At 70.2% G+C, this 26,617-nt stretch carries 24 protein-coding genes; 8 read left to right on the forward strand and 16 right to left on the reverse strand.

From position 1 onward, the window contains the following. Positions 1-270 precede the first annotated feature (270 nt). On the forward strand, positions 271-822 hold the full coding sequence (locus C4B68_RS14985) for a VanZ family protein (protein ID WP_099505474.1): 552 nt from the start codon (positions 271-273) through the stop codon (positions 820-822). Positions 823-919: 97 nt separating this feature from the next. Then, positions 920-1,120: a PspC domain-containing protein gene (locus C4B68_RS14990; protein ID WP_099505473.1), complete on the forward strand. Its 201-nt coding sequence runs from the start codon at positions 920-922 to the stop codon at positions 1,118-1,120. 102 nt (positions 1,121-1,222) lie between these two features. Here C4B68_RS14990 and C4B68_RS14995 read toward each other — a convergent pair whose 3' ends face one another. Continuing rightward, entirely contained in the window at positions 1,223-1,576 is a 354-nt protein-coding gene (locus C4B68_RS14995) for an ATP-binding protein (RefSeq protein ID WP_099505472.1), read from the reverse strand. Positions 1,577-1,717: 141 nt separating this feature from the next. After that, positions 1,718-2,872 carry an adenosine deaminase gene (locus tag C4B68_RS15000; protein WP_099505471.1) on the reverse strand — a complete coding sequence of 385 codons (1,155 nt, stop codon included), beginning with the start codon at positions 2,870-2,872 and terminating at the stop codon, positions 1,718-1,720. A gap of 113 nt (positions 2,873-2,985) precedes the next feature. Between C4B68_RS15000 and C4B68_RS15005 the strand changes: the two genes are divergently transcribed. After that, a complete protein-coding gene (locus C4B68_RS15005) occupies positions 2,986-3,747 on the forward strand; it encodes an alpha/beta hydrolase family protein (RefSeq protein ID WP_099505470.1) in 762 nt (253 codons plus the stop codon). Positions 3,748-3,799: 52 nt separating this feature from the next. On the opposite strand, the gene C4B68_RS15010 is transcribed toward C4B68_RS15005, so the two are convergent. Further along, a complete protein-coding gene (locus C4B68_RS15010) occupies positions 3,800-4,753 on the reverse strand; it encodes a LysR family transcriptional regulator (RefSeq protein ID WP_099505469.1) in 954 nt (317 codons plus the stop codon). Positions 4,754-4,815: 62 nt separating this feature from the next. Here C4B68_RS15010 and C4B68_RS15015 point away from each other — a divergent pair, with 62 nt between their 5' ends. Beyond that, entirely contained in the window at positions 4,816-6,165 is a 1,350-nt protein-coding gene (locus C4B68_RS15015; RefSeq protein WP_099505468.1) for an MFS transporter, read from the forward strand. A 241-nt stretch (positions 6,166-6,406) separates the two neighbouring features. Further along, positions 6,407-7,417, forward strand: a complete 1,011-nt coding sequence (locus tag C4B68_RS15020; protein ID WP_099505467.1) for a sigma-70 family RNA polymerase sigma factor — start codon at positions 6,407-6,409, stop codon at positions 7,415-7,417. On the opposite strand, the gene C4B68_RS15025 is transcribed toward C4B68_RS15020, so the two are convergent. The 13 genes from C4B68_RS15025 to C4B68_RS15085 form a co-directional block, all read right to left on the reverse strand. Continuing rightward, a complete protein-coding gene (locus C4B68_RS15025; protein ID WP_099505494.1) occupies positions 7,307-7,696 on the reverse strand; it encodes an STAS domain-containing protein in 390 nt (129 codons plus the stop codon). The two genes, C4B68_RS15020 and C4B68_RS15025, sit on opposite strands and share 111 nt — an antisense overlap. A 123-nt stretch (positions 7,697-7,819) precedes the next feature. After that, positions 7,820-9,103 (reverse strand): thymidine phosphorylase, encoded by a 1,284-nt coding sequence (locus C4B68_RS15030; protein ID WP_099505466.1) that lies wholly within the window; start codon positions 9,101-9,103, stop codon positions 7,820-7,822. 70 nt (positions 9,104-9,173) lie between these two features. Then, entirely contained in the window at positions 9,174-9,587 is a 414-nt protein-coding gene (locus C4B68_RS15035; RefSeq protein WP_099505465.1) for a cytidine deaminase, read from the reverse strand. Beyond that, entirely contained in the window at positions 9,584-10,849 is a 1,266-nt protein-coding gene (locus C4B68_RS15040; protein ID WP_099505464.1) for an ABC transporter permease, read from the reverse strand. Before C4B68_RS15040 ends, C4B68_RS15035 begins: the two co-directional genes overlap by 4 nt. Continuing rightward, positions 10,846-11,970: an ABC transporter permease gene (locus tag C4B68_RS15045; RefSeq protein ID WP_099505463.1), complete on the reverse strand. Its 1,125-nt coding sequence runs from the start codon at positions 11,968-11,970 to the stop codon at positions 10,846-10,848. Before C4B68_RS15045 ends, C4B68_RS15040 begins: the two co-directional genes overlap by 4 nt. Beyond that, a complete protein-coding gene (locus tag C4B68_RS15050) occupies positions 11,970-13,664 on the reverse strand; it encodes an ABC transporter ATP-binding protein (RefSeq protein WP_099505462.1) in 1,695 nt (564 codons plus the stop codon). Before C4B68_RS15050 ends, C4B68_RS15045 begins: the two co-directional genes overlap by 1 nt. Positions 13,665-13,952: 288 nt before the next feature. Continuing rightward, the gene (locus C4B68_RS15055) at positions 13,953-15,002 is read right to left on the reverse strand and encodes a BMP family lipoprotein (RefSeq protein WP_099505461.1); all 1,050 of its coding nucleotides are present in this window, start codon (positions 15,000-15,002) and stop codon (positions 13,953-13,955) included. Between the two features lie 286 nt (positions 15,003-15,288). After that, positions 15,289-16,344, reverse strand: coding sequence for a BMP family lipoprotein (locus tag C4B68_RS15060; RefSeq protein ID WP_099505460.1), 1,056 nt, complete (start codon positions 16,342-16,344; stop codon positions 15,289-15,291). 223 nt (positions 16,345-16,567) lie between these two features. Continuing rightward, positions 16,568-17,788 carry an amidohydrolase gene (locus C4B68_RS15065; RefSeq protein WP_099505459.1) on the reverse strand — a complete coding sequence of 407 codons (1,221 nt, stop codon included), beginning with the start codon at positions 17,786-17,788 and terminating at the stop codon, positions 16,568-16,570. Between the two features lie 301 nt (positions 17,789-18,089). Further along, complete coding sequence (locus C4B68_RS15070) at positions 18,090-19,169, reverse strand: hypothetical protein (RefSeq protein WP_099505458.1); 1,080 nt, start codon at positions 19,167-19,169, stop codon at positions 18,090-18,092. A 41-nt stretch (positions 19,170-19,210) separates the two neighbouring features. Beyond that, on the reverse strand, positions 19,211-20,146 hold the full coding sequence (locus C4B68_RS15075) for an N-acetylneuraminate synthase family protein (protein ID WP_099505457.1): 936 nt from the start codon (positions 20,144-20,146) through the stop codon (positions 19,211-19,213). Positions 20,147-20,160: 14 nt separating this feature from the next. Further along, positions 20,161-21,459 carry an N-acylneuraminate cytidylyltransferase gene (locus tag C4B68_RS15080; RefSeq protein ID WP_099505456.1) on the reverse strand — a complete coding sequence of 433 codons (1,299 nt, stop codon included), beginning with the start codon at positions 21,457-21,459 and terminating at the stop codon, positions 20,161-20,163. Positions 21,460-21,521: 62 nt separating this feature from the next. Further along, positions 21,522-22,838, reverse strand: a complete 1,317-nt coding sequence (locus tag C4B68_RS15085; RefSeq protein WP_099505455.1) for a DUF6716 putative glycosyltransferase — start codon at positions 22,836-22,838, stop codon at positions 21,522-21,524. Between the two features lie 198 nt (positions 22,839-23,036). Between C4B68_RS15085 and C4B68_RS15090 the strand changes: the two genes are divergently transcribed. Genes C4B68_RS15090 through C4B68_RS15100 form a run of 3 tightly spaced genes read left to right on the forward strand, consistent with a single transcriptional unit; the run spans position 23,037 to position 26,523 of the window. After that, the gene (locus C4B68_RS15090; RefSeq protein WP_099505454.1) at positions 23,037-24,014 is read left to right on the forward strand and encodes a glycosyltransferase family 2 protein; all 978 of its coding nucleotides are present in this window, start codon (positions 23,037-23,039) and stop codon (positions 24,012-24,014) included. Then, complete coding sequence (locus tag C4B68_RS15095; protein WP_099505453.1) at positions 24,011-25,345, forward strand: alpha-2,8-polysialyltransferase family protein; 1,335 nt, start codon at positions 24,011-24,013, stop codon at positions 25,343-25,345. The genes C4B68_RS15090 and C4B68_RS15095 overlap by 4 nt, the downstream gene beginning before the upstream one ends. Beyond that, a complete protein-coding gene (locus C4B68_RS15100) occupies positions 25,342-26,523 on the forward strand; it encodes an acyltransferase family protein (RefSeq protein ID WP_099505452.1) in 1,182 nt (393 codons plus the stop codon). The genes C4B68_RS15095 and C4B68_RS15100 overlap by 4 nt, the downstream gene beginning before the upstream one ends. Positions 26,524-26,617 lie beyond the last annotated feature (94 nt).

Here is a 26,617-nt window from a genome sequence, read left to right on the forward strand (position 1 = left end):
TTCGCCCCCTCCGCCCCTGCCCTCCCCCACTCTCGGCTTCGCTCGAGCGGGGGACCCCCATCGTCACTTGGGGGCTCCGCCCCCAAACCCCCGCTCCTCAAACGCCGGACGGGCTGATTTCAGCCCGTCCGGCGTTTGAGGACGAGCGCGAAGCGCGACACGGGAGGTCTGGGGGGCGGAGTCCCCCAGGTACGGGGCGGACGGGGCGGACAACCCTTCGGTCGCCCCGCCGCCGGAACCGATCCCGCCGGACCCCGCGTCTTGGGAGGCGTGCAGCGTCAAGGTTCAGACGGCGGCAGCGCCGTGGTCCGCGTCCGTGTGGCAGGAGGTGTCCTCCTCGTCGCACATCTCGCCCTCGTCGCCTGGATCACCCTGCGCCCCCTGGACGTCCCCTGGATGAGCGCCGCCAACCTGCGGCCGTTCGCCGGCATCAGAGCCGACCTGGCACTCGGCCCCCAGCAAGCGGCCTGCCGCATCACCGAGGGCCTCGCCCTCCTCGCCCCCCTGGGCGTCCTGCTCCCCATGGCGGGCGGAAAGCTCGCCGTCTCCCCCCTCGGCTCCCTCACCCGTACGGTCACCGCCGGCGCCCTGCTCTCGCTGGGCATCGAGCTTCTGCAGACCGGCGTCCCCGGCCAGGTCGTGGACGTCGACTCCCTGCTGCTCAACACGGTCGGCGTAGCCCTCACGCATCTCGCGATCGTGCCCGCCGTCCGGGCCAGGCTCCGCCGCCGGGCCGCGTCACGACATCGCGCGGCCCGCCTCCGGGAGGACACGGCTCAGGGTCGGACCCCGACGATTCCCAGGGTCGGGATCGCCCCGTAGAGCGACGCTTGGCCCAGTTCGTCCGCTTAGCGTTGACGACACAAGACATCGAAGCCGGACCACCCGGCAGTCGGCTACGGTTCGCGAAGGAGCCACCATGACCGCCCTTGCCCGTCCCACCAACGGCCGCGTGATCGGCGGCGTGTGCGCAGCGCTGGCGCGACGCTTCGGCATCTCCGCGACCACGATGCGCGTGATCTTCGTACTCTCCTGCCTGCTCCCGGGCCCGCAGTTCCTGCTCTACATAGTGCTGTGGATCCTGCTCCCGTCCGAGGACAAGGCCCGCACGGCCTGGTAGTCACCGGCTCCCCGGCTCGACACGCCGGTGGGGCGCACCCCAACAAGGGTGCGCCCCACCGGCGTTCGTACAGGAGAGAGTTCAGGCGCGGGATCAGGCGGATCAGCCGAGCGGGATCCCGTTCACCGGCAGACCGTGCGTGGGCAGTCCCTGCAGCGGCAGTCCGCCGAGCAGCCCGGCCACGGGCGCGGCAGGGCCGTCGGCGAGGACGCGCGCGGCCGCGGGCTGGGCGGCGGCCACACCCGTGCCAAGCGCGCTCTGCCCCTGGGCGAGCGCCTCACCGGCCCCGGGCAGCGCCTTGGTGACGTTCTCCGCCGGCAGCGTCTGGGTGACGGTGTCCAGCGCCGAGGAGGCGTCGGGCACCGCGGGCGCGGCGTTGGCGGCACCCGCACCGGCTGCGGCGAAGGCGGCACCGAGAGCGGCGACACCGAGGGTCTTGGCAGCAGACTGCTTCATATTGAATGCGTCCTTGGATCCGTGAGACGGGGTTTTGAGCGGTCCAAAAACGTAAACACCCAGACCCGGGCTCCGCAAACATAAAAAGCGGCCGAGTCATGGAGATGGAGTGAAGACTCAGCCGCTTCCCACCCCCTCCGATCAGGCCCGATCCCCCACAGAACCGCTGGTGGAGGCGGTCTGCTGGAACAGCCATGCGGACTTCAGCTCGGCAAAACCGGGCTTGATGACGTCATTGATCATGCCCAGCCGTTCATCGAAAGGAATGAATGCTGACTTCATAGCATTGACCGAGAACCATTGAATGTCGTCGAGCGTATAACCGAACGCCTCGACAAGGTGCTCGAATTCACGGCTCATACTCGTTCCCGACATAAGTCGATTGTCCGTATTCACGGTGGCCCGGAAATGCAGCCGCCGCAGCAGTCCGATCGGATGGCCGGTGTACGAGTCGGCGGCGCCCGTCTGGAGGTTGGAGCTGGGGCACAGCTCCAGCGGGATGCGCTTGTCACGGACGTACGAGGCGAGCCGCCCGAGCTGCACGGAGCCGTCCTCGTGGACCTTGATGTCGTCGATGATCCGTACGCCGTGGCCGAGCCGGTCGGCGCCGCACCACTGCAGCGCCTGCCAGATCGAGGGCAGGCCGAAGGCCTCACCGGCGTGGATGGTGAAGTGGTTGTTCTCGCGCTTGAGGTACTCGAAGGCGTCGAGGTGCCGGGTGGGCGGGTAACCGGCCTCGGCGCCGGCGATGTCGAAGCCGACGACACCCATGTCCCGGTAGCGGTTGGCCAGTTCCGCGATCTCCAGCGCACGGGCCGCGTGCCGCATGGCGGTGAGCAGGGCGCCGACTCGGATGCGGTGGCCGTTCTGCCGGGCGAGCCGCTCCCCTTGCCGGAAGCCCTCGTTGACCGCCTCGACGACCTCTTCGAGGGTGAGCCCGGCCTCCAGGTGCTGCTCGGGCGCGTACCGCACCTCGGCGTAGACGACGCCGTCCTCGGCGAGGTCCTCGGCGCACTCGGCGGCGACCCGGACGAGGGCGTCGCGCGTCTGCATGACGGCACAGGTATGGGCGAAGGTCTCCAGGTACCGCTCCAGGGAACCGGAGTCGGCGGCCTCGCGGAACCAGACCCGGAGCTTGTCGGGGTCGGTCTCGGGGAGGTGGGAGTACCCCTGTTCTTGGGCGAGTTCGACGATCGTGCCGGGGCGCAGGCCCCCGTCGAGGTGATCGTGCAGCAGGACCTTGGGCGCCCGGCGGATCTGTTCCGAGCTCGGGGTGTTCGGGATCTGGCTCGTCATTTTCGCACCCTAGCCCCTACGCGCGTAGATCTCCTGGTGGACGGATCCGTCGATACGTAATGGTGACCGTGCGGACGGGTGGCGTACACCGTCGCTTCTGACACTGTTCTGTCATGGCACAGCAAGCGACGCCGGTTCGCAGGGCCCGGCTGGGGAGGGCGCTCGGCCCGGAGCCGACGGCGGTGAGCGGCGTGGTTCTGCTGCTCCCGGGCGGCGAGGAGACCTCCGCCCGACGACCGTCCCCCCTGATGGCGACCGCCTCCGTACGCGGGCTCGGACGCCGCCTCGCCCGGGCGGGACGCGCGGAAGGCCTGGTCACCCATGTGGTGCACTACCGCTACCGCGGCTGGAACGGCAGCGAGGCGCATCTGGCGGGCGACGCGTCCTGGGCCGCCGACGAGGTCGTACGCCGCTACGGAGACGTTCCGGTGTGCCTGGCCGGCGTGGACATGGGAGGACGGGCGGCGCTGCGCGCGGCCGGCCACGGGGCCGTCAACTCCGTACTGGCGCTCGCCCCCTGGCTGCCCGAGGAGGACATGGCGGCGCCACCCGAGCCGGTGAAACAGCTGGCCGGCCGGCGCGTGCTGATCGTGCACGGCACGAACGACGAACGCACCGACCCCGAGCTGTCCTTCCGGCTCGCGGCGCGCGCCAAGAAGGCCAACCGCGACATCTGCCGCTTCGAGGTCCACTCCGACGGGCACGCGCTGCACCAGCACCGGCGGGAAGTCCTCGCCCTCGCCGAGGACTTCGTCCTGGGCACGCTGTTCGGACGCGCCTTCTCCCGCCCGATCGAGGACGCGTTCGCGGCGCCGCCGCCGCTGGGGCTGCGGATGCCGCTGGCGGCCGGGTTCGGGCAGTCGTTGCGGCGGTAGGACCGACCGGCACATGGGGGACGCCGCCCCCATGTGCCGGTCGGTCCAAGGTTCAGTCGGGCAGCAGACGGCCCCGCCGGGACAGCAGGAACCCCTTGAAGGCGGCGACCGGCGGTGTGTCCGGGTGGCCCTCCAGCCAGGCGACGCCGATCTCGCGTACGGCGCGCGGGGCGGTGACCGAGAGCTCGACGACTCCTGGGCGGGCGACGGGCGGTGGCGGCAGGAGGGCGACCCCGAGACCGGCGGCGACGAGACCTCGTAGCGTCTCGGTCTCCTCCCCCTCGAAGGCGATACGCGGCTTGAAGCCCGCCTCCTTGCAGAGGTCGTCGGTGATACGGCGCATGCCGTAGCCGGGTTCCAGAGTCACGAAGGTCTCGTCGGCGGCCTCGGCGAGCCGGATGCGCTTGCGGGCGGCGAGGTGGTGCTCGGCCGGCACGACGAGCCGGAGCTTCTGCTCGTCGAGGCGGCGGCCCACCAGGTCGGGCGCGTCCGGCACGGGCGAGGTGAGGCACAGGTCCAGCTCGCCCGAGCGCAGCCGCTCCAGCATCGCCTCGCCGTAGTTCTGGACGAGGCTGAAGCGGACGCCGGGATGGCCGGCCCGGAAGGCGCGGATCAGTCCGGGCACGGTCTCCGAGCCCATGGTGTGCAGGAAGCCGAAGGCGACCTTGCCGGTGGCCGGGTCGGCGTCCGCGCGCACGTCGTCGGCGGCGCGCTCGATCTCGGCGAGGGCGCGCTCGACGGAGCCGAGGAACGTACGCCCCGCGGCCGTGAGCGAGACGGTGCGTCCCCTGCGCGCGAACAGGTCGACGCCCAGGTCCTGTTCGAGCCGGACCATGGCCCGCGACAGGGTCGACTGCGGGACCCGCATCTCCTGCGCGGCCCGGGTGACGTGCTCGGTGCGGGCGACCCCGGCGAAGTACGCGAGCCGTGGGGCGAGCAGCGCGACAATGTCTTCTGTGTCACTGGACGGTGACAGGTGAGCTTCTGACCTCTGCTGATGCGCCATAGGAACGATTATGGCGATTCCATGCATTGGACGGATGAGCGGCGGCTCTTTAGCTTCGAAGTATGCCGTCCGCCAGTACCGGGGCGTCCACCACCGTGGGCGCCGCCTCCTCCGCCCCTGTCCTCGATTCCACCTCCGTCTCCGTCCGTGGCGTCGCTTCCGCCCCTGTCGTCGATGCGACTCCCGCCGTCGACACGCGTATGACCCCGGGCGGCCCCGGCTACCGCCGGATGAGCTTCGCCCTCTTCCTCGCGGGTGTCGCGACCTTCGCGCTCCTCTACTCCACGCAAGCCCTGCTCCCACTCATCTCCTCGGACTTCGGGGTCACCGCGAGCGACGCGAGCTGGACGGTGTCGGCCGCGACGGGTGGGCTGGCGCTCTTCGTCCTCCCCATGAGCGCGCTTTCGGAGCGATTCGGACGGCGTACGGTGATGACGGCGTCGTTGGCGGTGGCGGTGACGGTCGGCCTCCTTGTGCCCTTCGCGCCGTCGATCGGTGCGCTGGTGGTGCTGCGGGCGATCCAGGGCGCGGCGCTCGCCGGACTCCCGGCGTCGGCGACCGCCTACCTGGCCGAGGAGGTCCGCCCCAAGGCCCTGATCACCGCGATCGGGCTGTTCGTCGCGGGCAACAGCGTCGGCGGGATGAGCGGGCGGGTCATCACCGGTTGGGTCGCGCAGGAGTGGGGCTGGCGGGTGGCCGTCGGCACGATCGGGGTGATCGCGGTGGCCTGCGCCGTCGCCTTCCGCCTGCTGCTTCCGGCGCCGAGGCACTTCACGCCGGGTTCGCTGCGGCCTCGGGTGCTGGCGCGGACGGTGCGCGAGCACCTCTCCAACCCGCTGCTGTGCCGGCTCTACGCGATCGGCGCGCTGTTCATGACGGTGTTCGGCGCCGTCTACACGGTCATCGGCTACCGGCTGACCGAAGCCCCCTTCTCCCTCCCCCAGGGCATCATCGGCTCGGTCTTCCTGGTCTATCTGGTCGGTACGGTGTCGGCGTCGACGGCGGGCAGGCTGGTGGCGCGCCTCGGCCGCCGCGGGGCGCTGTACCTGGCGGGCGGTACGACGACCGCCGGTCTGCTGCTCTCCCTGGCCGGCTCGCTGCCGCTGGTGCTGCTCGGGCTGGTCCTGATCACCGCGGGCTTCTTCGCGGGGCACGCGGTGGCGTCGTCGGCGGTGAGCCACACGGCGCAGACGGGGCGCGCCCAGGCGTCCGCGCTCTACCAGTCCGCGTACTACGTCGGCTCCAGTGCCGGCAGCACGCTGGGCGCGGTCGCCTTCCACGCGGGCGGCTGGACCGGCACCGTGGCCCTCGGCCTGCTGGCCGTCGTCGGTGTCGTCACCATCACGGTCTTCGGCTCCCACGCGGCGCGGCTTCAGTCCCGCCGCGGCAACGCGGCACCGGCCGCCCACTGACGACGGTTTTCGCCCTCTCCGCCCCTGCCCATTCCCGTACCTGGGGCTCCGCCCCAGACCCCGCTCCTCAAACGCCGGAGGGGCTGAAATTGTCGGAGGGGGCGTAGAACCCGGTATCCGCAACCCACTCCACCTGCAGGTTCTCCCACTTTGCGCGCCATTGTCAGTGGGCTGCGGTAACTTCCGAAGTGCTGGCGCGAAGAGGCGGCGGCGACCGGAAGAGCCAAGGGGTGGGCTGGCGATGAGCGACGGTACGGGGACGACGACAGAGCTGGACGTCCGGCTGGAGAAGCACAGGGTCGAGCTGACCGGGTACTGCTACCGGATGCTCGGCTCGTCCTACGAGGCCGAGGACGCGGTGCAGGACACGATGGTCCGAGCCTGGCGCAGCTACGACACGTTCGAGGGCCGCTCCTCGATGCGCTCCTGGCTCTACCGGATCGCCACGAACGTGTGCCTGGACATGCTGAACGCGGGCAACAAAAGGGCACGCCCCATGGACCTGACCGCCCCGTCCCCGCTGGCCCAGGCCGCCCTCACCCCCCGCCCGGACAACACCTGGCTGGAGCCGATGCCCGACGCCCGCGTCCTGCCGACGGTCGACGACCCGGCCGAGGCGGCGGTGGCGAAGGAGTCGGTGCGCCTCGCCTTCGTGGCGGCCCTGCAGCAGCTGCCGCCGAAGCAGCGTGCCGTGCTCATCCTGCGCGAGGTCCTCGCCTGGAAGGCGAACGAGGTCGCCGAACTCCTCGACACCTCGGTCGCGTCGGTCAACAGCGCCCTGCAGCGCGCCCGCGCGACCGTCGCGGAAAACACCGACGCGGGCGCCGACGCCGTCACCTTCGACCCCCTCGACGACGAGCAGCAAAAGCTTCTGGAGCGCTATGTCGCCGCCTTCGAGGGGTACGACATGACGGCGCTGACAGCGCTGCTCCAGGAGGACGCGATCATGACGATGCCGCCGTTCGACCTGTGGCTGGTCGGCCCGGCCGACATCACCGGCTTCATGACGACGACGGGCTCCGGGTGCACGAACTCGCGCCTGGTGCCGGTCGAGGCCAATGGCCTGCCAGCGTTCGGCCACTACAAGCCCAACCCGAACGGGGAGGGCTACGAGCCCTGGGCCGTCCAGGTGCTGGAGATCTCAAAGGGGCGCATCACCGGGTACCACTGCTTCCTGGACACGGCCCGCTGGTTCCCGCTCTTCGGGCTGCCCATGCGCTTCGAAGAACTCGAGACCGACCAGGTCGAGTAAGGCACGCAGGCCGGGGTCCGGATTGCGCAGCCGTATCCGGCCCCCGGCCCGCCGCGCGGCCAGCTCCAGTCTCGCCAGGACGTCGACAGCGGCCAGGCCGGCCGCACCGAGCCCCGCCACATCGCAGTCCACGACCCCGCTTCCGGTCACCTCCAGCTGCGCACGCACGTCGTCGCAGAGCCGGGGCAGCTCGTCCCGGGTGACGAGTCCTGGCAGCACGAGTACGTCGGGTGTCCTGGCGTCCACGGTCAGTAGACCGGCCGCGAGCACAAAACTCATCGGCGCTGCCCGGGCCCACGGGTGCCGGCCGCCGCGTACGCGGATGCGTCTCCGGCTCCAGAACGCGGAACGGGACCGGTGGAGGTCCACTGGTCCCGTTCACCCGGAAGGGAGAAGCGCAGCTCAGGCGATGCGTTCCAGCACGACCGGCGTGGCCTTGAAGTCCGTGCCCGGCGCCGCGATGTCGTACGAGCCGGCCACCGATTCGAGGGCGTACTCGAAGCGCTCCGGGGTCTCCGTGTGGAGGGTCAGGAGGGGCTGGCCCGCCGTCACCGTGTCGCCGGGCTTGGCGTGGAGTTCGACGCCCGCGCCGGCCTGCACCGGGTCCTCCTTGCGGGCGCGTCCGGCGCCCAGGCGCCAGGCGGCGATGCCCACGTCGTACGCGTCCAGGCGGGTCAGGACGCCGGAGGACCGAGCCGTCACCACGTGCTGCTCGCGCGCGACGGGGAGCGGGGCGTCCGGGTCGCCGCCCTGCGCGGCGATCATGCGGCGCCACACATCCATCGCGGAGCCGTCGGCGAGCGCCTTCGCGGGGTCGGCGTCCTTGATGCCGGCCGCGTCGAGCATCTCGCGGGCCAGGGCCAGCGTCAGTTCCACCACATCGGCCGGGCCGCCACCCGCCAGGACCTCCACCGACTCCCGGACCTCCAGCGCGTTGCCCGCCGTCAGGCCCAGCGGGGTCGACATGTCGGTAAGGAGCGCGACCGTCTTGACCCCGTGGTCGGTGCCCAGGCCCACCATCGTCGAGGCCAGCTCACGCGCGTCCTCGATCGTCTTCATGAAGGCGCCGGTGCCGACCTTCACGTCCAGGACGAGCGAGCCCGTGCCCTCGGCGATCTTCTTGGACATGATGGAGGAGGCGATCAGCGGGATCGCCTCGACCGTGCCGGTCACGTCCCGGAGCGCGTACAGCTTCTTGTCCGCCGGAGCCAGGCCGTCGCCCGCCGCGCAGATCACCGCGCCCACGCCGTCCAGCACGGAGAGCATCTCCTCGTTGGAGAGCAGCGCGCGCCAGCCGGGGATCGACTCCAGTTTGTCGAGGGTGCCGCCGGTGTGGCCGAGGCCGCGCCCGGACAGCTGCGGGACCGCCGCACCGCACGCGGCCACCAGCGGGGCCAGCGGGAGGGTGATCTTGTCGCCGACGCCGCCCGTGGAGTGCTTGTCGGCGGTCGGGCGGGCGAGCGTGGAGAAGTCCATGCGCTCCCCGGACGCGATCATCGCGGCCGTCCAGCGGGCGATCTCACGGCGGTCCATGCCGTTGAGCAGGATCGCCATGTTCAGGGCCGCCATCTGGTAGTCGGCGACCTCGCCGCGGGTGTACGCGTCGATCACCCAGTCGATCTGCTCGTCGCTGAGCTCGCCGCGGTCCCGCTTGGTGCGGATGACGGAGACGGCGTCCATGGCCATGGCTTTCCTTCCGAAAGATGAGCGGCCCCTCCCGGAGATCTTCAGCGGATCAGGAGGGGCCGCACGGGAATTACTGGGTGAGATGGCCCGGCCCGAAGGCCTGCGGCAGCATCTCGGAGAGCGGCAGGATTCCGGCCGGGGTCTCCAGGATGAGATCGGGCCCGCCGAACTCGAACAGCAGCTGGCGGCAGCGCCCGCACGGCACCAGGATCTCACCCCGCCCGTCGACGCAGGTGAAGTGCGTCAGCCGGCCGCCCCCGGTGTTCTGCAACTGGGAGACCAGACCGCACTCGGCGCACAGCCCGAGCCCGTACGAGGCGTTCTCGACGTTGCAGCCGGTGACGATCCGGCCGTCGTCGACGAGAGCCGCGGCGCCGACCGGGTAGCCCGAGTAGGGGGCGTACGCGTGGGACATGGCGTCCCGCGCGGCCGCGCGCAGGGCCTCCCAGTCGACGGCCGCGGACCCCGCGTCGGCGGACGTCACTTGCCCTGTCCCTTCCGGTAGGGCATGCCGTCGGCCTTCGGCATGCGCAGGCGCTGCGCCGACAGCGCGAGGACGAGCAGCGTGATGACGTACGGCGTGGCCGAGACGATCTGGTTCGGCACCTCGTTGGTGAGGGAGTACCAGAGGAAGACCAGCACGCCCACGGCAAGCGTGACCACGGAGGCCACGTACTTCTTCTTGATCACCAGCCAGATCGCGCCGATGACGAGCAGGATGGCGCCGAGCAGCAGCAGTGCGTGGACGTTCTCGGAGCCGCCGCGCAGGTTGAGGCTGTCGGTGTAGCCGAACAGGCCCGCGCCCAGGGCGAGTCCGCCCGGCATCCAGTTACCGAAGATCATCGCGGCGAGACCGATGTAGCCGCGGCCGCTGGTCTGGCCCTCCAGGTAGAAGGGGTTGGCGACGATCGACAGGAAGACACCGCCGAGACCGGCCAGGCCACCGGAGATGATCACGGCCAGGTACTTGTACTTGTAGACGTTGACGCCGAGCGACTCGGCCGCGATCGGGTTCTCACCGCAGGAGCGCAGGCGCAGGCCGAAGGAGGTGCGCCAGAGGATCCACCAGGTGGCGGGGATCAGCGCGACGGCGATCAGGGTCAGCCAGGAGACGTTGGTGACCAGGCCGCCGAGCAGGCCCGCGATGTCCGAGAGGAAGAACCAGCCCTTGGCGTTGAGGGTGCTGAGCCAGTCCGATAGGCCCGGCACGGTGAAGTGGCCGAGGGACTCGACCGGCGGGGACTGCTTGGCCGAGCCGCCCTGGACGCCCTCGAAGGCGAGCGGGGCGAGGTAGCGGGTGGCGCCGAGCGCCAGGATGTTGATGGCCACACCGGAGACGATGTGGTTGACGTTGAAGGTGACCGTGATGATCGCGTGCAGCAGACCGCCGAGGCAGCCGCCGATGATGCCGACCAGGATGCCGGTCCACGGTCCCCACTGGTAACCGGCCCAGGCACCGAACCAGGTGCCGAGGATCATCATGCCTTCGAGGCCGATGTTGACGACGCCCGCGCGCTCGGCCCACAGACCGCCGAGACCGGCCAGGCCGATCGGGACGGCCAGCTCCAGCGCGGTGGACATCTGACTGACGTTGGTGATGCCGTCGGCACCCGTGATGATGCGGACGATCGAGGTCAGCGCCAGGGCGCCCGCGATGACCAGCAGAAGGACGGGGAGCGACAGCCGGCGGCCGCCGGGTGCCGCGGGCTGCGACTTGGGCTGGTCGACCTTGGTTGCGGTGGTCATCGGCCAGCCACCTCCTTCTCGGTGTTGTTGGCGGCGCCGAGGACGTGGCCCGCGGCGAGTTCCGCGCCGACGCGGCGCTGCTGACGGCGCAGACCCCACTCGCGTACGGCCTCGTACGAGACGACGACCGCGATCACGATCAGGCCCTGCATGATGACCGCGATTTCCTTGTCGTAGCCGTGGAAGTCGAGCTCGGGCGAGGCCTTGTCCAGCCAGGCCCAGAGCAGGGCCGCGAAGGCGATGCCCACCGGGCTGTTGCGGCCGAGCAGCGCGATGCCGATGCCGAGGAAGCCGATGCCGGTCGGGAAGTTCAGGCTGAAGGTGTGCGTGGCGCCGAGCAGGATCGGCAGGCCCGCGAGGCCGGCCATGCCGCCGGAGACCAGCATGGCGGTGAGCACCATGCGCTTGGGGTTCACACCGCTGGCCGCGGCGGCGGTCTCCGAGGCGCCGGAGGCGCGCAGGTCGAAGCCGAAGCGGGTGCGGTTGAGGACGATCCAGTAGCCGATGCCGAGCAGAGCGGCGAGGACCACCAGGCCGTAGATCTCGCCCGCGGCACCCAGGTCGAAGCCGGGCACCCAGCCGGACGCGTGCATCTCGCCGGTGGTGCTGTTGTTGCCGACCTTGACGCCGAAGACGCTGGGCAGCCACAGATAGGCGATGACGGACGTCGCGATCGCGTTGAGCATGATCGTCGCGACGACCTCGCTGACGCCGCGGGTCACCTTGAGGACACCGGCGATTCCGGCCCAGAACGCGCCGGTGAAGACGGCGGTCAGGAGCAGCAGCGGGATCTGGAACGCCGCGGGCAGCGCGACATGGGCGCCCACGATCGCGGCCATCATGGCGGCCAGCTGGTACTGGCCGTCCACACCGATGTTGAACAGGTTCATCCGGAAGCCGATGGCCACCGCGAGCGCCGCGATGTAGTACAGCGAGGCCTGGTTGATGATCAGGACCTGGATGTCGGAGAACGAGGCCTGCTCGAACATGATCGTGTACGGCTCGATCGGGTTCTTGCCCGAGGAGATCAGCACGACCGAGGTCAGCGCCACGGCCACGACGAGCGCGATGACCGGCCCGGCCACCGCGAGGAGCAGGCGCTCCTTGTCGAACTTCTTCATCAGCGGGCCTCGTCTTCCGGGGCGTCTGCCGGGGTCTCGGGGTGCTCTGAGAGCTCCGCCGGGGTTTCGGGATGCTCTTCGAGCTCAGCCTGGGCGGCGAGCTCTTCGTTCTCGAGATGTCCGGAGGCGGCGCCGGTCATGGCCGAGCCGAGCTCCTCCGGGGTGATGGTGGCCGGGTCGGCGTCCGCGACCAGCTTGCCGTTGTAGATCACCCGGAGCGTGTCGGAGAGGCCGATCAGCTCGTCCAGGTCGGCGGAGATCAGCAGCACGGCGAGGCCCTCGCGGCGCGCCTCGCGGATCTGGTCCCAGATCTGCGCCTGTGCGCCGACGTCCACACCGCGTGTGGGGTGGGCGGCGATCAGGAAGCGCGGCTTGTGGCTCATCTCGCGGCCGACGATCAGCTTCTGCTGGTTGCCGCCGGACAGGGAGGCGGCGGTGACGTCGATGCCGGGCGTGCGGACGTCGTACTCCTTGACGATCCGCTTCGTGTCCTCCTGGGCGCCCTTGATGTCGAGCCAGACGCCCTTCGCGTTGGGCTTCTCGGTGACGTGGCCGAGGATGCGGTTCTCCCAGAGCGGGGCTTCCAGGAGGAGGCCGTGCCGGTGCCGGTCCTCGGGGATGTAGCCGATGCCCTGCTCGCGGCGCTTGCGGGTGGGCAGGGCGGTGATGTCCTCGCCGAGGAAGGAGACGGAGCCGGAGTCGGCCCGTTGGAGGCCGATCAGCGCGTCGATGAGCTCGGTCTGGCCGTTGCCCTCGACGCCGGCGATGCCCATGACCTCGCCCGCGTGGATGGTGAAGGTGACGTCGTCGAGGACGCGCCGCACCGCGGCGGCGGTCTCGGCCGTGTCCTCCGTAGCCAGACCGGTGGCGGACGGCTCGTCGAACTCGCCGAGGGAGGGACCGCCGCCGGCGAAGGCCGTGAGGCCCTTGACCTCGATGACCGGCTTGTCCGTGACCGTGGACTCAGCTGTCTCCGGGGTGGGCAGCTCGCTGCCCACCATCAGCTCGGCGAGCTGGCGCGGCGTCGTCTCGGAGGGGACGGCGGTGCCGACCGTCGTACCGCGGCGGATGACCGTGATGTCATCGGCGACCGACAGCACCTCGCCCAGCTTGTGCGAGATGAAGATGACGCACAGGCCCTCGGCCTTGAGCTCGCGCAGGTTGTCGAAGAGTGCGTCGACCTCCTGCGGTACGAGTACGGCGGTGGGCTCGTCCAGGATGAGGATGCGGGCGCCGCGGTAGAGGACCTTGAGGATCTCCACGCGCTGACGGTCGGCGACACCGAGGCTCTCGACCAGGAGGTCGGGGCGGACGCCGAGGCCGTAGCGCTCGGAGATCTCCACGATCTTGCGGCGGGCCCTGGCGCCGATGCCGTACAGCTTCTCGCTGCCCAGGACGACGTTCTCCAGGACGGTGAGGTTGTCGGCGAGCATGAAGTGCTGGTGGACCATGCCGATGCCGCGCGCGATGGCGTCGGCGGGCGACGAGAAGGTGACCTGCTCGCCGTTGACGGCGATGGTGCCCTCGTCCGGCTTCTGCATGCCGTAGAGGATCTTCATCAGCGTCGACTTGCCGGCACCGTTCTCGCCGACGAGGGCGTGGACCGTGCCCCTGCGGACGCTGAGGTGGATGTCGTGGTTGGCCACGACGCCGGGGAATCGTTTGGTGATCCCGGCGAGTTCGACTGCGGTCACCTGACCGTTGACCGCGTCGGCCGGAGGGCTGCTGGACGCGTTGATGGCGCACTCTCCTGTAGGGAAAGGGGGTCGTCTACGCGCGTAGCGCCCCTACGGCAACGAAAGGGTTCCCGCCCCGCGAGAACGGGATACGGGGAGCCGGACTCCTCGTATCCCGTTGAGCGGACGTAACCCCGCGGTTACCAAGCGGCTCCGAGGCGGTCCGGACACGCACCCGCGCCTGGCGGCAGGAGGTCGTGCCTGAACTTCCTCGGAACCGCATGGTTGCTCCCGAGTTCTTGCTCGTCAGCTGGACTTGACCTTGATCTCGCCGCTGATGATCTTTTCCTTGGCCGTGTCGACGGCGCCCTGGATCGCGGTGTTGCTCGCGAACTCCGGGTTGGAGTCGGCCAGACCGACCTCACCGGACTTCAGATCGCCCCGAACGATACCGGTCTCGGGCTTGCCGTCCTCGACCGACTTCGCAAGGTTGTACACGGCCTGGGCGACGTCCTTGGTCGCCGAGGTCAGGATCGCGTCCTTGTACTTGCTCAGAGCTTCCTGCTCGTACTGGTCGGAGTCGACACCGATCGCCCACACCTTGCTGGCGGACGCGGCCTCGATCACGCCCTGGCCGGACAGACCGGCCGCCTGGTAGACGACGTCGGCCTTCTTCTCGATCTGGCCCTCGGCGGCGGCCTTGCCCTTGTCGGGGCTGGAGAAGCCGCCCTCCTCGGCGGTCTGCGTCAGGTACTGCGACAGGACCTTGACGCCGGGCTTGGTGTCCGCCACGCCCTGCTTGAAGCCCGCCTCGAACTTGTGGATCAGCGGGATGTCCACACCGCCCACGAAACCGACCGTGTTCGACTTGGTGGCCTTGGCGGCGGCGACACCGGCGAGGTACGAGGCCTCCTCCTCGGAGAAGACCAGGTCCGCCACGTTCTTCGCCGTGACGGTGGAGTCGTCGACGATGCCGAAGGTGGTGTCGGGGTACTTCTCCGCGGCCTCCTTGACGGCCGGCGCGTAGGCGTAGCCGACACCGATGACCGGGTTGTAGCCCTGCTTGGCCAGCGACGCCAGACGCTGCGCCTTGTCGGCGTCGGTCTCACCGTCGGTGGGCTCGACGTCGGCGGTGTCGTAGCCGAACTCGCTCTCCGCCTTCTCCAGGCCCGCGTACGCGGCATCGTTGAAGGACTGGTCGCCCTTGCCGCCGACGTCGTAGGCGATGGCGAGACCCTTGTCGCCCTTCGCCTCCGACGAGCCGGCGGAGGTCGAGGTGCCGCCACAGGCGGAGAGAACGAGGGCGAGAGAGGCGGTCGCAGCGCCTGCGAGCGCGATGCGGGGAACCCGGCGCATGTGTTGTGCTCCTGTCGTACAAGCGCCTGACGGTAGGGCTTCGGCGCTGGCTTCGCCGCAGATTAACGCGCGTAGACCGGCGAGAAAACCCCTTCTGTCCACCTTGTTATCCGGCTGTGCCCGACGCCACTCGCGTACGGGCCGGAGGCTTGCCGACCGCAAAGGCGCCATGGCGGTGGGTGACATGCGCGGGGATGCGAGAGCGGGCGGGCACCGTGAGTGACCGCCCGCTCCGCACACCTTCGACCGCGTTCGCCCTCGCGGGCGGCGACGGACCTAGGGATCACTACTCGGTCTTGACCTTGATGGTGCCGTCGATGATGCCCGCCTTGGCCTTGGCCACGGCGTCGCTGAGTCCGGAGATCTCCGCCATCTTCGGGTTGGTGTCGGCGAGGCCCACGCCGTTGACCTTCAGGTCGAAGGTCTGCACGCCGGTCAGCGGCTTGCCGTCCTTGACGGACTTGGCGAGCGCGTACACCGCACCGCCGACGTCCTTGAGCGCGGAGGTCAGGATGTGGTCCTTGTAGGAGGCCAGCGCCTCCTGCTGGTACTGGTCGGAGTCGACGCCGATCGCCCAGACCTTCGCCTTCGCGGCGGCCTCGATCACACCCTGGCCGGACAGGCCGGCCGCCTGGTAGACGACGTCGGCCTTCTTCTCGATCTGGCCCTCGGCGGCGGCCTTGCCCTTGTCGGGGCTGGAGAAGCCGCCCTCCTCGGCGGTCTGCGTCAGGTACTGCGACAGGACCTTGACGCCGGGGTTGGTGTCCGCGACGCCCTGCTTGAAGCCCGCCTCGAACTTGTGAATGAGCGGGATGTCCACACCGCCCACGAAGCCGACGGTGTTGCTCTTGGTGGCCTTGGCGGCGGCGACACCGGCGAGGTACGAGGCCTCCTGCTCGGCGAAGACGAGCGACGCCACGTTCTTGCCGTCGACCACGGAGTCGACGATGCCGAAAGTGGTGTCCGGGTACTTGCTGGCGACCGCCTCCATGGCGGGGCCGTAGGCGAACCCGACACCGATGACGGGGTTGTAGCCCTGCTTGGCCAGCGACGCCAGACGCTGCTCCTTGTCGGCGTCGGTCTCGCCGTCCGTGGGCTCGATGTCCTGGGTGTCGTACTTGAACTCCGCCTTCGCCTTCTCCAGGCCCGCGTACGCGGCGTCGTTGAAGGACTGGTCGCCCTTGCCGCCGATGTCGTACGCGATGGCGAGGCCCTTGCCGCTCTTGCTGCTGTCGCCGCCGTCGCTGTCGCTGTCCTTGCTGGTGCCGCCGCAGGCCGTGGCGGCGAGTGCGAGCGACGCGACCCCCACCGCGATGCGGGTCAGGCTGGATATCCGACGCATCTGAAGTTCCCCATTCTCCAAGCCCCGCAGTGGGTGCTGAGTTCGGCGCACATTAACGCGCGTAGACCGTCCAGGGAACGGGGTTCCGCGTGGCCGTTATCCATTCGTGCCGATGGCCGGTTACGTCCCCGTGAACCAGGGGAGCGAACGGCACATTTGGGGAGGCGGAACGCTACTGCGCAGGGAAGGGCGCGACCGCGGTCGCCCGTCGCGCCCTCTGTCCTCACACCCCGGTGTCGAGAAGGGCGGCCGCCGTGAACAGCTCGACCCCGACCGTGATCGCCGATTCGTCCGCGTCGAAATCGCCGCGGTGCAGGTCGCGGGTGGTGCGCTCGCCCGGTGTGCGGACGCCGAGGCGGGCCATCGCGCCGGGCACGTGCTCCAGGTACCAGGAGAAGTCCTCGCCGCCGAGGCTCTGCTCGGTGTCCTCGATGGAGTGCGCGCCGCGCCGCGCGGTCATGGCGTCGCGGAGCAGGTCCGTGACGGCCGGGTCGTTGACGACCGGCGGGACGCCCCGGATGTAGTTGATCTCTGACTTGGCGCGGTAGAGGTTCGCGATCTCGTCGATGGCCGCGTGCACCAGGTCGGGCGCGGCCCGCCAGGCGCCCAGATCCAGGCAGCGCACGGTCCCGGAGAGCTCGGCGTGCTGAGGGATGACATTGCAGGCGTGCCCGGACTCGATCCGTCCCCAGGTCACGGCGAGCCCGCTGCGGGCGTCCACCCGCCGGGCGACGAGCGCCGGTACGTCAGTGACGACGCGTGCGGCGGCGGTGACGAGGTCGGTGGTGAGGTGGGGGCGCGCGGTGTGACCGCCCGCGCCGTCGAGCGCGACTTCGAGCCGGTCGCACGCGGAGGTGATGGGGCCGTGCCGCAACCCGATGCGCCCGGCGTCCACCCTCGGGTCGCAGTGCACGCCGATGATCCGCCCGACGCCGTCGAGGACGCCCGACTCGATCGCGTCCGGGGCGCCGCCGGGCAGCACCTCCTCCGCGGGCTGGAAGATCAGCCGTACGGGACGGGCAAGGCGCCCCTCGCGGTGCAGGTCGGCGAGGACGAGCCCGGCGCCGAGGACGACCGTGGTGTGCACGTCGTGGCCACAGGCGTGGGCGCGGTCGGGCACGGTCGAGCGGTACGCGCACTCGGTCTTGGTGTCCGGGATGGGCAGCGCGTCGATGTCGGCGCGCAGCGCGAGCATGGGCTGTACGCCGTCCCAGTCCCCGATGTCACAGATGAGGCCGGTCCCGGTGTCGAGGACGCGCGGCTTCAGGCCCGCCCGCTCCAGGCGCGCCTTGAGCGCGGCCGTGGTGCGGAACTCCTGGTTGCCGAGCTCCGGGTGCATGTGCAAGTCGCGGCGGAACGCGACGAGTTCGGCGCGCAGCGCCTCGGGCAGCGCGCCGGGGAGCAGGGGTTCCCCGGGGTGATCGGCCTCGGACTCTGGGGACATCAGTTGGTTCACCCTTTGAAGGGTAGGGCGACGGGACGGCCAACTGACCCACGATCAACAAAACTTCAGCCCGTTAGGCGAAGAAACCTGGCCGCGCGGCGCATACGTATCGACGGAGATGGGTAAACCCGCCCGGCTTTCCGGACGGATTGGATCTTGAGTCGGTCCGCCGGGGGTTGCCCGGGGATCCCCACGGGTGAACGCCCGACGTGCCGAGCCCACACCCGTACTCCGCCTCTACGGTCTCACAGCACGCCGACGGGATCCGGAGCCCTTACCGGCGGTCAGGCCGTGCTCGTGGTCAGGCCGTGCTCGCCATCGTGAGCCGGTGGACGTCCCGTGCCGTGCCCGTGACCCCGGAGAGGAAGCCCTGAGCGCGCGGGGAGGCGTTCTGGGTCAGCCAGCTCGGGTCGATGTCGCAGACGGCGACGCGGACCTCGGTGCCGGCCAGGGCCAGCGGCAGGGTGTGCACGACCGTCGACGGGAAGCTCAGGATCGTACGGCCGATGGGGCCACGGCGGGCGATCAGTTCGAGGGGCAGGTCCGGGCGGACGATTTCGAGGCCCGTCTCGTTGGCCAGGCGGTGCAGCTTGTCGGTGCTCTCGCGGCGGTGGGCGAAGTAGCGGGTCGCGCCGTGGGCCTGGGACAGGGCGCGGACCGCCGACAGATAGCGGTCCGGGTCGACCACGCCCGTCTCCACGAGGGAGGTGCCGACCAGGTCCGCGCCCTTGGTGATGCGGGGCGGGCCGAAGCGGGCGCGGGTCCAGGAGAAGTCGTTGGCGGTGATGCGGACGCCGTCCGGTGCCGATTCGATCGGCATGGAGGAGAAGACCTCGACCGTGCGGTGGGCGCTCGGCGTCAGGCGGCGCCTGGCCGAGGAGGACACCGGGGCGAAGAGCAGGTCGCGGGGGCCGGGGCGGCCGCCCTTGCGGTGCCAGCGGACCAGGCGTTCACCGCGGGCGAGCTGGGCGACGAACTCCATCGTCGCCGTGCCGTCGTCCACGACGACCAGGTCGCGGGCGCGGGTGATGGTCAGCAGGAGCTGTACGTAACGGGAGAACGGGTCGCCCATCACGATGCGGTGGGCCCTGCGCAGCAGGGGTGCCAGGCCTCCCACCGTGTGGAAGGGTGCGGTCGTGCCGCCGCGCGCCTCCTCCCAGCGGACCTCGTGACCCTCCTCGCGGGCCAGCTCGGCCATGCGGCGCAGTTGGCCGCGGGTCATCGGATCGTTGGGAGACAGGACGACGAGGGTGAGCCCCGCGCCGGGCGCCGTGCTGCTGAGGGCGTGTGTGTGCGCCCACTCCAGCACGTTCAGGAGCTGTACCGGACTCTCGACGAAGGCGAGAGTGTGGGGGCCGGTGGATCCGGCGCGGGGGCTCATCGACGTACGACCGTCCCGTCGTAAGGAGGGGTTGAGGGCGTTCAGACCGCGACCGGCTCGCCCGCGGCGTCGGCGATCTCCGCCTCGGCGACGACGCCGGCGACGCGGCGCAGCTTCTTCATCGGGCCGAGCTCGGACTCGTAGACCTTCTTGACGCCGTCACCGAGGGACTCCTCGATGGTGCGGATGTCGCGGACGAGGCGGGCGAGGCCCTGCGGCTCGACGGAGGCGGCCTGGTCCGAGCCCCACATGGCGCGGTCGAGGGTGATGTGACGCTCGACGAAGGTGGCGCCGAGGGCGACCGCGGCGAGCGTGGTCTGCAGGCCGGTCTCGTGGCCGGAGTAGCCGATCGGGACGTTCGGGTACTCGGCCTGCAGGGTGTTGATCACGCGCAGGTTGAGCTCCTCGGCCTTGGCCGGGTAGGTCGACGTGGCGTGGCAGAGCAGGATGTTGTCCGAGCCGAGAACCTCGACGGCGTGGCGGATCTGCTTCGGCGTCGACATGCCGGTGGAGAGGATGACCGTGCGGCCGGTGGCGCGCAGGGCGCGCAGCAGCTCGTCGTCGGTCAGCGAGGCGGAGGCGACCTTGTGGGCCGGGACGTCGAACTTCTCCAGGAAGGCGACGGCCTCGGTGTCCCACGGGGAGGCGAACCAGTCGATGTTCTTGCTCTTGGCGTACTCGTCGATCTGGCGGTACTCGTCCTCACCGAACTCCACGCGGTGGCGGTAGTCGATGTAGGTCATCCGGCCCCAGGGGGTGTCGCGCTCGATGTCCCACTGGTCGCGCGGGGTGCAGATCTCCGGGGTGCGCTTCTGGAACTTGACGGCGTCGCAGCCGGCCTCGGCGGCGGCGTCGATCAGCTTGAAGGCGTTCTCGAGCTCGCCGTTGTGGTTGATGCCGATCTCACCGACGACGTAGACGGGCTGACCCGGGCCGGCGGTCTTCGAACCGAACGTGCGCAGACGGGAGTTGCTCATGGTGGAGAAGTTCCTTACTTGTGGAGGGAGTCGAGAGAAGGGCCGAGGATCCAGCTGGCGATCTCTCGGATCGCGCCGTCGCCACCGGGGACGGTGGTGACCGCGCGTGCGGCGCCGCGCACAACGTCATGGGCGCTCGCGACCGCCACGGGCCAGCCCACGAGGGCGAAGCACGGGAGGTCGTTGACGTCGTTGCCGACGTAGAGCACGCGCTCCGGCGCGATGCCCTGCTCCTCGCACCACTGCTTCAGTGCGAGGTCCTTGCGGTCGATGCCGTGGAGGACCGGGATCTTGAGCTTCCTGGCCCGGGCGGCGACCACCGGGTTCTGTTCCGTGGACAGGATCAGCATCGTCAGCCCGCTCTTGCGGAGGGCGGCGATACCGAGGCCGTCCCCGCGGTGCACGGAGACGAATTCCCGTCCGTCGGAGTCGATCAGCACCCTGTCGTCGGTCTGGGTGCCGTCGAAGTCGAGGACGACCGCGTCGATGTCGGCGGCGGTCGGGAGCGAACCGGGGCGGTTCGCGTCGAAGAGGGGGGCCAGCGCGCGGGCGCGGGCGAGGTCGTGCGGGTCGTCGATCTCCAGCACGCGGGCCGGGTCGGTGCGCACGAGTTCCGTACGGCCGAAGAAGCGGTGCTTGGCCTCGCGGAAGCCCGCCGCGTCCATGCCGTAGACGGCGCCGGTCTCCAGGAGGTCCTGGGGGCGGTCCTGGCGGCGCGGGCGGAAGGACTTGTCGTGGTTGACGCCGTAGCCGCCGCTCGTCGCGGTGTCCGAGACGAGGGTGTCGGTGCCGTTCTCCGTCGCGGCGCGCTGGGTGTCGACGACAACGGGGTCGTCGTCCGCGTCGCGCCACACGAAGCCGTGGAAGGGAGCCACGGTCAGCGCCGTGTCCGCGCCGTTCCCGGTGATCGCCTGGACGACGCCGTCCACGTCCTCGCGGATGATGAACGGGCTGGTGCACTGCACGAGGAGGACCACGTCGACCGGGGCACCGTGCAGGGCCTCGTGGGCGTCCATGGCGTGCAGGACGGCGGCCTCGGAGGTGGCGGTGTCGCCGGCGATGGCGGCGGGGCGCAGCACGACCTCGGCGCCGGCCTCGCGGGCCGCGGCGGCGATCGCCTGGTCGTCCGTGGAGACCACGACGTCCGTGACGAGCCGCGTGGCACGGCACTCGCGCACCGCGCGGGCCACCAGCGGCACACCGCCGACCGGCAGGAGGTTCTTCGCGGGCACGCCCTTGGAGCCGCCGCGCGCGGGGATCACCGCGAGTACGCGGCGCACGGGCGCGGCTTGGCCCGCTTCGGAGTTGGTCATGCGCTGTTCTCCTTGACGAGGGAGGCGAGGAAGGCGAGAAGCGCCGGGGGGCTCGGTGGCGGTCACAGCTCCCCCATCCGCCGGATCACCGGTGCCACGCGCTGGACGCCGTGGCGGTAGGCGCCGCGGGCGGCCCGGCGCACGATCTGCCGTACGGGGCTGGGCTCCTTGTCCGCCGCGGGCGCGCCGGGCAGCGGGCCGCCGTCCGGGCCGAGGTGGTGGCGGGCGAGGATGCCGGGCAGATAGCCGGGCGCGGTTTCGGGCGTGTAGTACGGGGCGAGGGGCGGGAGTCGGCCCCCCTCCAGCAGTTCGGTGATGCGGGAGCGCGCCGCGTCGAAGGCCGTCTCGTACGAGCCGTCGGCGGCGACGCCCTGCCGGGCCACCCACGCCGCGTCGGACTCCGGCAGGTGCCCTTCGTCGAGCTGGTCCCAGGAGGCGAGGCAGCCGGAGCCCACGAAGTGGTGGTTGCCGAGCGCCTCGCGCACCCCGAGGTCGGTCAGGACGACCGTGGGGATACGGCGGTGCAGGGACTCCAGGGCGGCCGTGGAGCTCATGGTGACCAGCAGGTCGGTGCGGTCGAGGACCTCACCCATGTGCCCGTACACCAGCCGGAAGTTGGCCGGCAGGTCGACCCGCTGCGCCAGCTTCTGGTAGGGCAACTCCTCGATATGCGTGGTGTGTTCACCCGGCTTGGAGCGCAGCTTGAGCAGCACTTCACGGTCCGGGTGGAGGCGCGCGTGCTGGACCAGCCGGTTCAGCAGGTACGTACGGTCCTTGCGGCTCTCCGGTACGGAGGGCTGCGCGGCGAAGACGACCGTGTACGGGTCCTCACCGCCGGCGTAGGGCTCGCCGCCGAGGAACGGCAGCGCGACCTCCGTCACCGACGAGGCGTCGGCGCCGACTCCTTCGTACACGACCCGGAAACGGTCCGCGTCCTGGCGGGAGTTGGCGAGGACGAGGTCCGCGCCGTGCCGCAGCAGCAGGCCGTCGGCGAGCTTCTCGTAGACGACGCCGACATAGCCGGTGACGACCACGGGCCGCTTCGTCCGCCCGTCCCAGGCGTGCGCCAGTCCGTGCAGCATCGCCTGGACGGCGCCGCCGACGAGGGAGAGGACGACTACGTCGTAGGCGCACTCCTCCTTCGCCATCTCGCGCAGGAACTCGACCGCGGTGACCTCACGGAGGGAGTCCGCGCGGACGCCGACTTCTTCGAGCTGGCGGGCGGTGGGGGTGGCACGGCCGCGCAGGAGGAATCCGTCGAGGCGAATGTCCGATTCGGCCGGAGAAATGCGGTTCGCGGTGAGCGATCCCCATTTCCACCGAGTGTCGGAATCCGCAAGGACGGCCACCCGCAGGGACTTCGTGGTACTTGCTGGCACGTCGAAGACGCTAGGAAGCCATTTCGAGGTCCTGCCCAACCCGAATACAACAAACGGTTAACAGCACATCTACGAATGGCGAATCGGGCCCCGATGGACCCGGAAACCAGCTGGGTTCACGGTTCCGCCACGCGTCGTTCACCTGACATCTCACCAGCGGTCAAGACGAATGCCGGGCCGCCGCCTAACGTCACGTGGGTGGTCAAGCTCTCCGTCATCGTGCCGTTCTACAACGTGCAGCAATACGCGCCCGACACCCTGAAGAGCCTGCGTGCGAACGCGCGGGCCGACTTCGAATTCATTCTCGTCGACGACTGCTCGCGCGACGAGACACCGGACATTCTCGCGCGCGCGGAGCGCGAGCTCCCGGGTGCGGTGTATGTCAGACACGAGAAGAACGGAGGGCTGGCAACCGCGCGCAACACCGGCATCGACGCCGCGCGCGGCGAATACCTCACGTTCCTCGACGGGGACGACTGGCTCGCCCCCGGCTATTACGAGCAACTCCTGGCCTCCATCGAAGACTTGGGTTGCGACTTCGTCCGTACCGACCATGTCCAGTGCACCGCCCGCGCCCGCTCCATCCACCGCGTACCGAACGGTCGCCGGGGTGTCGTCATGAACCCGCGCGACGCCATCCTCCCCGCCGACCGGTCCACCTCCGTCGACTACGCATACGCCTGGGCGGGCATCTACCACCGCCGTCTCCTCGACCGCGGCCTGCTGCACTTCACCGACGGACTGCGCACGGCCGAGGACCGGCCGTGGATCTGGAAGCTGCACCGGGAGGCGGAATCCTTCGCCACGGTGGGGCTGCTCGGCGTGTTCTACCGGCGTGGCGTAGCCTCCTCACTGACACAGATCGGTGACGTACGTCAGCTCGATTTCATCCGCGCGTTCGATCAGGTGGTTGCGGAAACCGCCGAGGACCCCGAAGCGGAAAGACTTCTGCCCAAAGCCGTGCGCACGTATTGCGCGATTATTTCCCATCACCTGGGATCCATCGAAAGGTTCGAGCCAGCGGTGGCACGGAAACTCAAGTCGATGAGCGCCGTCGCGCTGCGGCGCATGCCGCAGGACGTGCTCGACGACGCCCTCGACTCGATGGACGTCCAGCGCGCCGGTCGGCTGCGCCGGCTGCGCCGCCGTCCCACCGGCGCGGGGGTGGCCGCGTGACCACCCAGATCTTCCTGGCGTCCACGCTGTACGGCACGGCCACGCTCGCCGCCGCCCTGGACAGCAAGTGCTTCACGCCGGCCGACCGGCGCATCCTGCTCGTCTCCAACAACGCGACGACGCCCGAGACGACCCCCGCCCTGGACGAGATGCCCGGCTTCGAGCGGCTGCGCGGCCGCTTCGACGACGTGATCTCGTGGAACGAGACCATCTCCCCCTTCCACCCGGGCGGCTGGGCCCCGCGGCTCGACGACGTACCCCTGTGGGAACGCCATCTGCGGCTCGCCTGGAACCTCGGCGACGACGACATCGAGCTGGCCGTCGAGTCGATCCAGGTGCACCCGGCGCTCGGCGTCTCGCAAATCTTCACCGGCGCGCCCGTCACCGTGTACGCGGACGGCCTGATGAGCTACGGCCCCACCCGCAACAAGATCGACCCCCTGGTCGGCACGCGCGTGTCCCGGCTGCTCCACCTGGACCTGGTGCCGGGCCTCAAGCCGCTGCTCCTGACGGAGTTCGGCGTCGAGCCCGAGATCGTACCGACGGACGCGTTCGTCAAGGTGCTCGCCGACCTCGAGAGCACCGGCGACGAGTTGCCCGCGATCGACGAACCCGCGCTGCTGCTGGGCCAGTACCTCTCCGCCCTCGACATCCTCACCGCCGAGGAGGAGGAGGCCCTCCACGTACGGATGCTGAAGGGCGCCCTGGCGCTCGGCCACACCCGCGTGGTGTTCAAGCCGCACCCGTCGGCCCCGGCCCGCTGGTCGCGCCTGCTGGAGAAGGAGGCCGAGAAGCTGGGCGCCGACCTCACGGTGCTCGACACGCCCGTCCTCGCCGAGGTGCTCTACCAGCGGATGCGCCCCGCCCTGGTCGTCGGCTGCTTCTCCACCGCGCTGCTCACGGCGTCCGCGCTGTACGGCCTTCCTGTCGCCCGCATCGGCACCGAGGCCCTCCTGGAGCGCCTCACGCCGTACGAGAACAGCAACCGCATCCCCGTCACCATCGTCGACGCCGTGCTGCCGGAGCTGACGGACAAGGCGGCCGTCACCGAGCAGCGGAACGGCCTGGACGCCGCGGCCCTCACCGAACTCGTGCGCGCCGTCGGCTTCGCCATGCAGCCGAAGATCTACCCGGACCTGCGCAAGGCCGCCGAGGAGTATCTGACGCACAAGCTGAACACGCACACCTGGCGGTACTTCAAGCGACGCCGGCTCACCTCTCTGGCACTGCCCGGCGCGGTTCCCGCGCAGCTCGCCTTCATCCCGCGCAATGCGACGGTACGCCGAGTGGCACGCCGCGCACGGTCGCTGAAGCGAGCCACGCTCGGATGAACGCCCCCGCCAACGCTCCCGTAAATGTCCCCGTGAACGCATCCGTGGACACGTCCGTCCCGAAGTCCCCGGCGCCGGCGGACGTCAACGGTGCCCCGCACCGGATAATCCCGCGGGCGCACGCGCCTCGCCTGCGTGCGCTCGACGGGTTGCGGATCATCGCCGCGCTGATGGTCGCCTGCTACCACTACGGCGGCCGGGACGGCGAGGTCACGGAGGCCTGGGGCACCTCCCCGAAACTCCAGTTCCCCGAGCTGCACTCGTGGTTCGCGTATGGATGCCTGGGCGTCCAGGTGTTCTTCGTGATCAGCGGGTTCGTGATCTGCATGAGCGGCTGGGGCAGGTCCCTGCGCTCGTTCTTCGCCTCCCGCGCCTCGCGCCTGCTGCCCGCCTACTGGGCGGCGGTGATCCTGGTGACCGCGGTGTTCGCGCTGCCCGTCGTCGCGTACCACGCGGTGTCGCCGAGTGACGCGCTGGTGAACCTGACGATGATGCAGCAGCCCCTCGGCGCGGACCGGGTTCTGGGCGTCTGCTGGTCGCTGTGGGCAGAAGTCCGCTTCTACGCCCTGTTCGCCCTGTGCGTCGTGCTTCCGGGCGCCAACCGGCAGCGGATCATCCTGTTCTGCGCGGGCTGGACGCTGGCCGCTGCCATCGCGGAGGCCGCGAACGAGCCGCTCCTGGACCTCATCCTGATGCCGGAGTACGCGTCGTACTTCATCGGCGGCGTCGGCCTCTACCTGATCCACCGCAACCGGCGGGACGCGTACGCCTGGGGCATCGTCGGCGTGAGCTGGCTGATCGGCCAGCACTACGCCGTGGCGAGGCTGTGGCACGCCCCGAACCCGGAGTTCTTCTCCTACCGCACCTCGTTCGGCATCGTCCTGTTCATCACGCTCGGCTATCTGGCGGTGGCGGCCATCGCGCTCGGCTGGCTGAACTGGGCCAACTGGCGCTGGCTGTCGGTCGCGGGCGCGCTCACGTACCCGTTCTACCTGGTCCACGAGCACCTGGGCTGGGTCGCCATCGAGGCCTACCACCGGACCCTGCACCTGCCCTCGCACGTCACGTTCCTGGCGACGGTGGCCACCATGCTGTTCCTGGCCTGGCTGTTCAACCGGTACGTGGAGGACTGGCTCACGCCGAAGGTGCGCACGGCGCTGGCCAGGCCACGGCTGTAACCCTGGCTCTGGCTGAAAGTCGCCCCTCCGCCGAACACATCCGCCCCCGGTCGCCCATGACCGGGGGCGGTCGTCTTTTCCCCGGCCCCGGCCG

The organism is Streptomyces dengpaensis, assembly GCF_002946835.1.
Taxonomy (GTDB): Bacteria; Actinomycetota; Actinomycetes; order Streptomycetales; family Streptomycetaceae; genus Streptomyces; species Streptomyces dengpaensis.

Coding starts and splice junctions, on each gene's coding strand:
- C4B68_RS15045 (WP_099505463.1), bottom strand. CDS start 11,970: ATGAAGAAGTTCGACAAGGAGCGCCTGCTCCTCGCGGTGGCCGGGCCG.
- C4B68_RS15000 (WP_099505471.1), bottom strand. CDS start 2,872: ATGACGAGCCAGATCCCGAACACCCCGAGCTCGGAACAGATCCGCCGG.
- C4B68_RS15055 (WP_099505461.1), bottom strand. CDS start 15,002: ATGCGCCGGGTTCCCCGCATCGCGCTCGCAGGCGCTGCGACCGCCTCT.
- C4B68_RS15005 (WP_099505470.1), top strand. CDS start 2,986: ATGGCACAGCAAGCGACGCCGGTTCGCAGGGCCCGGCTGGGGAGGGCG.
- C4B68_RS15060 (WP_099505460.1), bottom strand. CDS start 16,344: ATGCGTCGGATATCCAGCCTGACCCGCATCGCGGTGGGGGTCGCGTCG.
- C4B68_RS15040 (WP_099505464.1), bottom strand. CDS start 10,849: ATGACCACCGCAACCAAGGTCGACCAGCCCAAGTCGCAGCCCGCGGCA.
- C4B68_RS15010 (WP_099505469.1), bottom strand. CDS start 4,753: ATGGCGCATCAGCAGAGGTCAGAAGCTCACCTGTCACCGTCCAGTGAC.
- C4B68_RS15065 (WP_099505459.1), bottom strand. CDS start 17,788: ATGTCCCCAGAGTCCGAGGCCGATCACCCCGGGGAACCCCTGCTCCCC.
- C4B68_RS14990 (WP_099505473.1), top strand. CDS start 920: ATGACCGCCCTTGCCCGTCCCACCAACGGCCGCGTGATCGGCGGCGTG.
- C4B68_RS14995 (WP_099505472.1), bottom strand. CDS start 1,576: ATGAAGCAGTCTGCTGCCAAGACCCTCGGTGTCGCCGCTCTCGGTGCC.
- C4B68_RS15020 (WP_099505467.1), top strand. CDS start 6,407: ATGAGCGACGGTACGGGGACGACGACAGAGCTGGACGTCCGGCTGGAG.
- C4B68_RS15070 (WP_099505458.1), bottom strand. CDS start 19,169: ATGAGCCCCCGCGCCGGATCCACCGGCCCCCACACTCTCGCCTTCGTC.
- C4B68_RS15030 (WP_099505466.1), bottom strand. CDS start 9,103: ATGGCCATGGACGCCGTCTCCGTCATCCGCACCAAGCGGGACCGCGGC.
- C4B68_RS15100 (WP_099505452.1), top strand. CDS start 25,342: ATGAACGCCCCCGCCAACGCTCCCGTAAATGTCCCCGTGAACGCATCC.
- C4B68_RS15015 (WP_099505468.1), top strand. CDS start 4,816: ATGCCGTCCGCCAGTACCGGGGCGTCCACCACCGTGGGCGCCGCCTCC.
- C4B68_RS15075 (WP_099505457.1), bottom strand. CDS start 20,146: ATGAGCAACTCCCGTCTGCGCACGTTCGGTTCGAAGACCGCCGGCCCG.
- C4B68_RS15025 (WP_099505494.1), bottom strand. CDS start 7,696: ATGAGTTTTGTGCTCGCGGCCGGTCTACTGACCGTGGACGCCAGGACA.
- C4B68_RS15080 (WP_099505456.1), bottom strand. CDS start 21,459: ATGACCAACTCCGAAGCGGGCCAAGCCGCGCCCGTGCGCCGCGTACTC.